Raw genomic sequence first — 10,853 nt, 5'->3', positions numbered from 1 at the left:
TCCCAAGGAGGCGGTCGAGAAAATACCCGTCTTTTATTTGACGCTTACTTTTTGCGGACTGCCTGAATGGTTTTCGCTAATCAAAATGCTCGGTTTTGATTAGCGAAAACGTTTGGAGTGCTTTTCACGAATGAAAATAACGAAATCGGATGAGCGAATAGCAAAATTTTTCTATTCATGCATGAACCAGGGATTTTTGGATGAAGGGATCAACGAAGAATGTACACCGCTTTAAACGTTCTGCCGCTTAGTGGCTGTCTGAATTGATGGCATGCAGGTAAAAGCGCGCGAAAAGAAAACTGTTTTTCGTGATCTTTTACTCTTTTTGGAGAGAACACTTCAAAAAAGGTGGAATCGGAAGCTGAGACTAAGGATTATTGTGAGCGAGAAAGGTGCATGTTTCCGGACTGCACTGGAGGAGTCACTCTGTGGCTCTTTTTTATAGCCTGCCTATAAATGAATTTTTGTCCTTCTCCTTTTCTCACTCTGGCTTTTTCTCACTCTGGCTTTTATTCTGGCGATAAAAATCTGAAAACTGTATCGCTTCAAATCCTGTTCGATTTATCGAAAAGGACAGAAATAGAATCCTCCTCGGGTTCTTTTTACAAAGATGGAGTCAGGAAAAGTCGGGTATGAACCGGGCTTTTCTGCACGCATTTGTCAGAATTGATATAAAGAAAGGTCAGTCGGCTGTACGAATGAATCGGTTCTTTCCGATCTTTTTGTGTCGGTATACGTTTTTCGCTGCCTTTTGAAAAACGGTCTTTATTATTCTTCTACGGGGAAATGGATCCCAATGGACAGCAGCCGGCTGGAATACAGTTATGTCAAAAACTCCAATTACTACCGATGTTCGAAGCGGCGCGTCGACTTTAAATGAACTGCCAGAAATACTCAGAAAATACGGAACGAAAGTCCTTCTGGTTCACGGCCATCGGCCTGTGGAAGACGGCCTGCTGCAGACCGTACGTCTCCTTTTGAATGAAGCGGGATTCCCTCATGCCAATATGGGACAGATCCTGCCGAATCCTAAGTACGATTCCGTAGTACGCGGTGTTGAAATTGCCCGTAAGGAAAAGTGCGACATTATTCTTTCGCTTGGCGGCGGATCGACTTTGCAGTGTGCAAAAGGCATCGCCGGCGGGCTGGGCGTCAAAGGCGATCTCAAGGACCTCTGGAATGGAAAAAAGAAACTGAAGAAAGCAGCGGTGATCGGTGCGGTTCTGACCGATCCAGCTTCCGGCAGTGAATTAGGCCAGAAGTGCACGCTCGTTCGCGGCGGAAAGCGGCATACGATGGTTTCTCCATTTTTCAAGAGTACTTTTGCGATTCTGGATCCTTGTGAGTCGCAGTATCCGTTTTATCCGACGATGAACCAGATTTTTATCCTGTACGCCCGCCTCTTTTTCGCCAGTCTGGTGTTAAAAGATGAACAGAAAACGCAGGCTCTGGAACTGCTGAAAAAACTGGTCGATACCGCAGCTGCGCTTTCGCGCAATATTGGCGATATTGAGGCAAGAACCCAGCTGTTCAGTATCGGCTGCCATGCCCATAAAGATCTGAAGCTTCCAGAAAACCCCGTGGAGCCGATTGGCGAAAAAATCGCTTTTAATGACTCTCTTCCAAACGGCACCGGACAGTCCGTTCTCTTCTTCGCATGGCTGAATACGCTTGAGGATGCCGACAAGAACGAAGTCATTCATATCGCAAACACGCTCGCCCAGCATACGGGCAGTGATACGCAGGTGACGACATTTGAAGACGCACTCGCTTCTCTGAAAGCCGGCCTGGAGCCGACCAAAATTCCGCTGACGTTAAAAGAGAGCGGCCTGAAAGTACACAGGAAGAAACTGCTCGCTCTGGCGGAAAACAAGGAACAGAAAGCCATTCTGAAACAGGCGATCGAACTGGATGCCAGATAGTCGGCAAGAGTCGACGGCTGATTTGAGTCCAGTTTGAAAAGAAATAGCGAAAAGACGCAGTGTTAAGGATTTACAGTCCTTGCACGGCGTCTTTTTCGTCTGGAAAAATCAGGAAGCAAAACGGATTGGGCTTCCGACCATTGGAACCCAGATCGACTGCCGCAGTCCAGAAAAAGAATGCGTTTTCGCATCGGACCGCAATCTGTTTTAATGGAACAATTGCGCCATTCAGAACTCTGGCGTGCGGCTGGACTTTTTTTCAAACGAATCGTTTCAGGAAAAGAAATTCGGCTCTTTCTGGCCGGAGAATTGCTTGCGGGAGAATGCGGATGCTGTGGGGATCTTGCACCTTTCAAAGTAAACAATCCCGGAAAAAGCAAACTTTTCTGACCAGATTCGACTAGCTTTAAAATTCGTTACCGCATTAAATTGACAAAGATAACATTCATCAAACACAGGTTGACGAAATTGTCTACGAACGGAAGTATAGATTCGAATGGAAAGGGATTACATATCTGCCGAAAATATATTTGATTAGGAATGCCTTTTCAAAGAGAGTGAAAGAAAGGAAAAACACATGAACTACAGACACACTGTGAAACGCTGCCTGTCCGCTGTGCTGGCAGGCGCTATGGCCTGCTTCGGCGTACAGGTCGCACGGCTCCAGACTGTTTTTGCTCAGGAGAACAGTTCTGACTACAGTCAGCCCCTGACTGATTTCAAAGACGTGCTGGACATCCATGCCAATCCGACCGAAGTGATTTATGGCTCTTACAGCACCAACTGGTTTAACAACTTTTCGGACCAGGGGGCATGGCACGGCTACTATCTCCCCAACAAAGAAGCCACCCAGACCCACGGAGGATTTGCCGGACCGGTCATTGTTGCCGAAGAGTATCCGGTCAATCTGTCCGACTCGATCAACAAGATCGATCTTGCTCTTGTCGATCAGAACAATACCGTGACGAATATTGATCTGAGCAAGATTCAGCCAGAAACCGCCTATTATCCAGGGCGTCTGGAACAGGTTTACAAAATCAGTGAAGATCTTTCCCTCGTTCTGAATCTGATTTTTGCGAACAACCGAACCGCACTGATCAAAGCGGAAATCCAGAACCATTCGGAAAACGATCTGAAACTGAAACTGTCCTGGGATGGTCACATTTTCTCCTGGTGGCAGTATGCGAATAACCCCAACTGCAAGACAGGTGCAACCCTCTCTGCTGAGAAAGACGGCGTCAAAGTGAACTTCCAGGATATTCGAAGCACCTGGAACTACATGACGACCAGCGAAAACTCCTTCGACATTGTTCTCGACCAGAAGGATCTCGATGTTACCGTTTCTGACGATCAGCTTTCCTACACCATTACAAAGGAAGAACCGGTTACTATTCCTGCCGGCCAGTCCTACACAGTTAACCAGACACAGTCCTGGACATTTACCGATGAAGAAAGAACCGAACAGAAAGCGCAGAGTCATACGTTCCTTTCCAATCCGGACGCTGCCTTCGAAGCCAACACGGATCGCTGGCAGGGCTATGTCGATACCATCTTCAAAAACGGAAACAATGCAACAACCCCCTACAAGCGCAGCTGTAAAATGCATTGAAACGCTGACTACCAACTGGTTCTCCGCTGCCGGTGCTCTGAAGCATGACGGCGTTGTACCGTCCATGTCCTATAAATGGTTCGTTGGCATGTGGGCGTGGGATTCCTGGAAACAGGTTGTATCGACCGCTGTCTTTGATAAGGACCTTGCGGAAAACAACGTCAGAGCCCTCTTTGACTACCAGATCCAGGACGATGATAAAGTCCGTCCGCAGGATGCCGGCGCCATCATCGACTGCATTTTCTATAACCAGAACGAAGACCGCGGAGGAGACGGCGGCAACTGGAACGAACGCAACTCCAAGCCGCCTCTGGCTGCATGGGCCGTTGCAAACGTCTACCGTCAGACAGGCGACAAGGAATTCCTCAAGGAAATGTATCCGAAGCTGAAAGCCTATCACAACTGGTGGTACACCAACCGTGACATTGATAAGAACGGTGTTGCCGAATACGGCGGCATGGTTCATGAAGTCTGCTACGACTGGGCCGGCTACGGCTACCCGGTAGGAACCGTTATTGAAGGCGTTGGAATTGTCGGCGAAGACGGACAGGTTCTCGACAAGAACGGCGAAAGAGTCGTCTGCCCCGAAGCGGTTCTTGAAGCGGCTGCATGGGAAAGCGGAATGGACAACGCAACCCGTTTTGATATTGAAGGAAACGGCAAGGACGATATCGGTATTCAGGTTTACACCGTTTGCAACGATGAAGGCGATCAGATCGGCTACACGATCAACCAGGAATCCGTTGACCTGAACGCTTACCTGTACGCAGAAAAAGGCTTCCTTGCGGAAATCGCTGATGAAATCGGCTATACGCAGGATGCGGAAGTTTACGAAAAAGAAGCCAGAGAACTTGGCGATTACATCAATACCAAAATGTATGATGCAGAAACCGGATTCTATTACGATCTGCAGACTAACGAAGACGGCTCCGTTAAGAAGCTGCTTGTAAACCGCGGCAAAGGAACCGAAGGCTGGATTCCTCTCTGGGCCAAACTGGCACCGGCCGACAAAGCCGCGCACGTTGTCGAAAATATGATGGATCCAGGAAAATTCAATACGAATGTTCCGTTCCCGACGGCTTCCAAGGACAACGACAAATATGCACCGTCCAGATACTGGAGAGGACCGGTCTGGATGGACCAGGCATTATTCGGCGTCGAAGCTCTGCAGAACTACGGCTACGAAAGTGAAGTCAGTCAGATGACCCGCAAGCTGTTTGAAAACGTAGAAGGTCTGCTTTCCGATGGCGCCATCCGCGAAAACTACAACCCGGAAACCGGTGAAGGCCTCCATACGAAAAACTTCTCCTGGTCCGCTTCCGCTTACTACCAGCTGTATCAGAACGTGGTAACCGGAAACACCACGACGTCTCAGGAAAAGTTCGAAATTCCGGAATACGACGGCAGAACCGATCTGCAGAAGCTGATTGAAGAAGCCGGTGCTTTAAACAGCAGCAATTACACCGAGAAGTCCTATCAGGCACTCTCCGATGCCCTCAAGGCAGCCAAGGATGCCGTTGCCAATAAGAAGACAACCGAAGAAGAGCTTCTGAACGCCAGGGATGCGCTCCAGGAAGCCATGAATTCTCTGCGTCAGAACATCTACCGCATTTATAACCCGAACAACGGGGAACACCTCTTTACCGCCGACAAGCGCGAATACGATGTACTCGGCTCCATCGGATGGAATAAAGAAGGCATCGCCTGGATTGCCCCAGTAGAGGGCACTGAAATGGTAAGACTTTACAACAGCAACTCCGGTGAACACCACTACACCGCCAACAAGAAGGAAATCGAAGCACTCGAAAAACTGGGCTGGAAAAATGAAGGCGCCAAGTTCATGTCCGCTAAAGCAGATGATGAACACAGCGTAGTCATCCACCGCCTTTACAACCCGAGCGCAGGCTTATCCGCGAAGACCCAGGCAGGGGCACACCATTACACCAGCACGGATAAAGAACGCGATTACCTGATTCAGGCCGGATGGAACTGGGAACACCTTGATCAGGATCTGTTCTACGGTCTGACCGAATAATCCCAATTTCCAAATCGGATGAAACTCTGTAACTCTGACCCGTTCAGCCAGAAAGCTGGACGGGCTTTTTCAATAGAAAACGCGTACGCAAAACTGGCAGCCTAGTCCGCAAAGCCAGCAGCCAGGGCTTAATTATACGGAAATTCTCTCCGCGATTTTCGAAGAATCGTTTTGCTGAACAGGACAGACTGCAACACGCTGAGTTTCATTTCAGCAATTGTGGTCTGTCCTGTTTGTTTCTATACACCGGATAAATAAGAAAGCTGCGGAATGAATTGTGAATACGTAAATCGAAAATTGCAACGAGTTTATAATTATTATGCTTGGATTTGGATATATGACTGAAAGGGGTAACATTTTTTGCCCGATCGTATTGGAAAGGCAAACGAAAATCGTTAGACTGGAGATGGACTCTGAGGGAAGCTGAACATCTATTTCTTCTGTTCTAGTCCAGAAAAGGGGGCCGTATCAAAGACGGGCCAATTTTCTGGGAGCGATAAGCGACAGATTTTCCCAAGGGAAATTCTGGAAACAGCAAAGCAAAAGGGCAGACCGGACATCGGGCGTCCGGCGTGAATGCGATTTTCGCATCCCCCTCCCTCAATGCGAATACAGAGAAAAAACAGGAACAGAAAGCAGGCAGGCCGATCGGGCAGATCGTTGTGCCGTCCTGGGGACTGTTCTTTCTATTGTTTATGGCCTTTTCCTATCGTTTATGGCCTTTTTGCATTTTCGGTTCGATCGAACCAACGGGCAAAAAGAAAATGCGAGATGAATATCATTTTTTCTGTACGAAAAGACGCAAGTCTAAGGCGATCCGCCGACAGAGCGTTTCCGCCATGAATAAGGGCAGGCGGAAGAACATCTGGACGCGGATAAGAAAGGATTGGAATGAAAAAGAATAAAAAATCCTGGAGCAGACTGTATACGACCTTTGCGGCGCTGAGCGTTACGGCCGGTACGGTGTGCGGTCCAGTCTCTGTTCTGGCAAATACAGCTGCAGAGAAGCAGGATCAGGAACCCGCTGAAGTTTCGGTCTATCCAAGACCCCAGTCTCTGGAATATGACGGAACGGAAGGCATGAAGCTGCAGGGAACGGTCGATATCGTTGTCCACGGCACAAAGAATGAAGTTACGCTTAACCGTCTGAAAACCATTCTTGACGATCTTGGCGTTTCCTATCAGGTGACGGACCAGGTTTCCCCGGACCATGCAACAATTCTTCTGAGCGATGACGCAGACCATTGCGACGAGTGCGACAGCACGCTCGAAGGCACCACAAAAGAACAGGGCTATGCTCTGGTATCCGATAATGATGCAAATTCCAAAGGCACGATCGTCATTACCGGTCACGACCAGGACGGTGTGTATAACGGTGTCCTGACCCTCGGTCAGCTCCTTGAGCAGACCACAGAAGACGGCCGCTTTGCGGAAGTCTCCATTTCGGACTATCCGGATATGCTGCTGCGCGGAGCCATTGAAGGCTTCTACGGTATCCCATGGACATTCGCAAACCGAAAGAAAATCATCCAGGATACCGCCAAGTTCAAGATGAACACGTATATCTACGCGCCAAAAGATGACCCGTATCACAAGGACAGATGGAGAGATCTGTATCCAGAAGATCAGGCGCAGCAGATTCATGAGCTCGTAGAAGAAGCTCAGAAAAACAACCTGCACTTTATCTGGTGCGTCCATCCAGGCAATGGATTCAACTACAGCGGTGACGAGGATTACAACAAGCTGATTGCCAAACTGGAACAGCTGTATTCCCTTGGCGTAAGACAGTTTGGTATTTCCTACGACGACCTGGGCGGAAACAATGAAGGTACCGAACAGGCGACGATCATCAACCGCGTCAATGCCTACATGAAGGAAAAACATCCAGACGTAAGAAACATGCTGACGGTAGCCAAGCGCTATACCGACGGCTGGGGCTCGAGCTGGCAGACCTACCTGAAACCGTTCCTGGATACGCTCGATGACGACGTTACCCTGATGTGGACCGGTCTGAATACCGGCGGTGTCTGCGGAGCCAATTCCTTCAACGGCCCAAAAAACAATGTCGGCTACGATAAGCCGTTAGCCTTCTGGTTCAACTATCCAGTAAACGATATGGGCTATGGACGCCTGCTCATGGGCGAACTCGATGCCTCCCTCGTGGATCCGAATGTCACAGGACTGGCCGGCTTTTATATGAACCCGATGAACCAGGCGCAGGCTTCCAAAGTTGCCCTGTATCAGGGCGCGGATTACTCCTGGAATACCCCGGGTTTCCAGTCGCATGAATCCTGGCTGCGCGCCATCAAGGAAGTGGCCGGCGAAGAACATGCCGCTGCATTTGCCCGTTTCGCAGACAACACCAGCGGACATACTTTTGAAGACATTAAAGTCGGCGAATCTAAGGAACTTCAGCCAAAATTAACGGCTCTTGACACAGCTATTGCTTCAGGCAAAGGAATCCGCGAAGCGGTTATGGATCTGAAAGCCGAATTTAAACAGATGGAAGACGATGCCGTCGAGCTGAAAGGCATGGACGACGAACTCCTTATGGGAGATATTTCTGTACATCTGGACGGCTACGAAAAGCTTGGACAGGCTGGACAGGCTGCCATGGATGGATTCCTGGCTGCTCTCGATCTGAACGCTGAAGGTATGACCACAGCCCAGACAACCGTTTCCAGTCTGCTTACGGAGGTCGACGCTTTAAAAGTGAATTCCATGGATCGCAACGGAAACATGACAAAGACAACCGCAGAAATCTGCGAAAAGTTCATTAAGCCGTTCCTGAGAAGCGTAAGCACCAAAATGCAGGCCGCATTCCGCTCTGCGCTCAATGTATCTGTAGAACCGCATCTGATTTCTTCGGATCCGGAAATTACCGGAACCATTTCTGATGATGCCGGTTCGCCATCGGCCACCTTCAGTGCGACCCTTGGCTACGGCGGCTATGCCGGATTCTCCTTTGGCGAACTGACCAAGATCAGCAGCTTCACTGCAGAACTTCCGGAAAATACCCGTCTGGAATATTCGCCAAACGGATGCGACTGGACAACCTTTACTGAAGACATGGATAACATGGACGTTACCTATGTCCGCATTGTGAACGAATCGACGACACCGCTCGTTCTCGAAAACTTCGTGATCAGTGCCGAAGGCATGTTCAAACCGATCGAACAGATGACAGCTTCCACCAACGTCTGCAACGGTTCGTACTATGAAAACTACAGACCAGCCAATGCGGTGGATGGCAATACGTCCACAAAATACTGGTCCGACGCTCCGGCTTCAAACGGCGACTATTTCCAGGTTGACTTAGGAACTGTAGTTCCAGTCGGAACCGCGTCCATCCTGTTTGGAGGCAACCCGAAAGGCGCCGCAAACGGAATTGACGGCTTCTCTTCTACACGCCTGCAGATTTCAGAAGACGGCGCTGTCTGGGAAACGGTCGGTGAAGATCTCCCGGTAGCCAGCTACGAATCCGTTACCAGCGGATCAAACACTCAGGCTAAGGCCAGCTTTGAAGTCGGCGGCAAAAAGGCTCGCTATGTCCGCTTCGTTGCGGCGCAGGCTCACGATTCCAACTGGATTCAGGTTTATGAAATCGACGTTCAGCAGAGCGGATCGACCGGCGGCAATACAGCTCTGAACATTGGTTCGACCAACACCGCCGGAAATATCGGATCGCTGTGCGACGTCAACCTCAATACCGCGTTTACCGTAGAAACCCCGGCAGAGGGCGACTATGTGATTTACAACCTCTCCGCAATCACCAGCGTGAAAACCCTGCAGATCCTGCAGAGCGGCGTGTCCAATGCCAAAGTCAGCGTGCAGACGTATGACGGAAACTGGAAAGAAGCTGGAACGCTCGATGCAGAAAACAAGAGCTTCGATATCAACGAACGAATCAAAGCCGTACGTCTCGACCTCAGTGCCGGCGAAGCTGCTGCCATTCAGGAAGTTGTTGTACGTCCGACCGACGAACTGATCAAAAATACGATCATGCCGCCAGTCGTACCGGAACTCTTCGATACCACCCTGCTGAAAACCGCACTCGCTAAAGCCGATACACTTACAGAAGACGACTTTGCCAAAGGCTGGGATGCCTTAGTCAAAGCAGTCGATGCCGGCGAAGACGTTCTTGCTCAGCACGACAGCCAGGAAGAAATCGACGAAGCCGCAAAAGCGCTCAACCAGGCGCTTCTCAATCTGCGCCTGCATCTCGGCGAGCTTCCAAAATAATCGGAGCTGCTCCTGATCCTGTAGAGTGCTGAAGAGCACGTAAGGACACAGGAAAATCCCGAAAAAGAAACACAAAACCAATTTCGGTTTGTACAGACCGTGCAGGCAATCCGGACAGATGAATCAAAGAATTGAATCTTCAGGACGTACTGCACAGAAATCAGGCCCTGTGCAGATTCAGAGTGATTTTGCAAATGCATAAGGACCGGCAATCCGCTCATCCATGAGCAGATGCCGGTCCTTTTCTTTGTGGAAACTTTCGGAACCACGGACAGCGGGAGAAAAAACGACAGGCCAAAAGGCTATGGAGGCAGAAGAAAAATCCAGCCTGAGACAGCCTGAATCAGAAAAAGTTTTCCTTCCTCTTTCTTCTTTGTCCTTTTTCATCTGCCTTTTTCTTCTGCCTTCGGCCTGAACGGCTCAAAGATTCCGTAAGCCTCCTGATCCGCAGCCTCAATTTTCAGTCCGCTGTCTCCATTGACAGGCTATTCGCAGACTGTACCAGATGCTCGTCCGGATTCTCTTTCCTGTTTATCTTGTCTGCACCCGCTTCACTCCTCAAAAATTCCAGCTTCTCAACATCCGATTCCAGCCGTTTTCAAAGCCCGAAAACGGAGCGAAAAACTGCGCGGAAAAAAGCATGAAAAAAAGTGGGATCAAACGCACCTTATTGCTTGCACGATAGCGGGAGCTGCGGTATAAATAGAAGGCTGTTTTTCTTCTCCAGCAAAAAAACGCGAGAGAGAAAAACAGATCGTTCAGCTAATGTGAAAATATTTTAAAAATTCACAAATAATGCTTGCATCGCTTCGATGCCCGTGTTATTATAGTTGAGCGCTGAGGGGAATTGCTTCTCTCAGTCGTCAAATCACCTTTAGATATCGAAGAAAACAGCTTAAGTGAAAATCATGAAGAAATTCACAAATAGCTGTTGACAGAGATTTCTGCAGATGATATGATAAGCAAGCCTTGTGAGAGACATCGAGTTTCTCACAAACAGATGGCTCTTTGAAAACTTTACAGACAGATCAAGAAATTCGAAATA

At 49.1% G+C, this 10,853-nt stretch carries 6 protein-coding genes; 5 read left to right on the top strand and 1 reads right to left on the bottom strand.

Annotated features, from left to right (window positions below; all coding sequences use genetic code 11):
* Positions 1 to 824: 824 nt before the first annotated feature.
* From Q2J39_RS09485 to Q2J39_RS09465, 5 genes are all read left to right on the top strand, one after another.
* Positions 825 to 1,922 carry an iron-containing alcohol dehydrogenase gene (locus Q2J39_RS09485; protein WP_230268229.1) on the top strand — a complete coding sequence of 366 codons (1,098 nt, stop codon included), beginning with the start codon at positions 825 to 827 and terminating at the stop codon, positions 1,920 to 1,922.
* Positions 1,923 to 2,099: 177 nt separating this feature from the next.
* Positions 2,100 to 2,312, top strand: a complete 213-nt coding sequence (locus Q2J39_RS09480; RefSeq protein ID WP_230268228.1) for a hypothetical protein — start codon at positions 2,100 to 2,102, stop codon at positions 2,310 to 2,312.
* A 187-nt stretch (positions 2,313 to 2,499) separates the two neighbouring features.
* A complete protein-coding gene (locus Q2J39_RS09475; RefSeq protein ID WP_288340368.1) occupies positions 2,500 to 3,531 on the top strand; it encodes a hypothetical protein in 1,032 nt (343 codons plus the stop codon).
* The gene (locus tag Q2J39_RS09470) at positions 3,491 to 5,566 is read left to right on the top strand and encodes an MGH1-like glycoside hydrolase domain-containing protein (protein ID WP_288340366.1); all 2,076 of its coding nucleotides are present in this window, start codon (positions 3,491 to 3,493) and stop codon (positions 5,564 to 5,566) included. Before Q2J39_RS09475 ends, Q2J39_RS09470 begins: the two co-directional genes overlap by 41 nt.
* An 891-nt stretch (positions 5,567 to 6,457) precedes the next feature.
* Positions 6,458 to 9,808 (top strand): beta-N-acetylglucosaminidase domain-containing protein, encoded by a 3,351-nt coding sequence (locus Q2J39_RS09465; RefSeq protein WP_288340365.1) that lies wholly within the window; start codon positions 6,458 to 6,460, stop codon positions 9,806 to 9,808.
* Positions 9,809 to 9,985: 177 nt separating this feature from the next.
* On the opposite strand, the gene Q2J39_RS09460 is transcribed toward Q2J39_RS09465, so the two are convergent.
* Positions 9,986 to 10,195: a hypothetical protein gene (locus Q2J39_RS09460; RefSeq protein WP_288340363.1), complete on the bottom strand. Its 210-nt coding sequence runs from the start codon at positions 10,193 to 10,195 to the stop codon at positions 9,986 to 9,988.
* Positions 10,196 to 10,853 lie beyond the last annotated feature (658 nt).

It is taken from the genome of uncultured Allobaculum sp. (genome assembly GCF_948576815.1).
Lineage (GTDB): Bacteria > Bacillota_I > Bacilli_A > Erysipelotrichales > Erysipelotrichaceae > Allobaculum > Allobaculum fili.
Note: the sequence above shows the minus strand (reverse complement) of the source record. Positions and strands in the feature narration are given on the sequence as shown.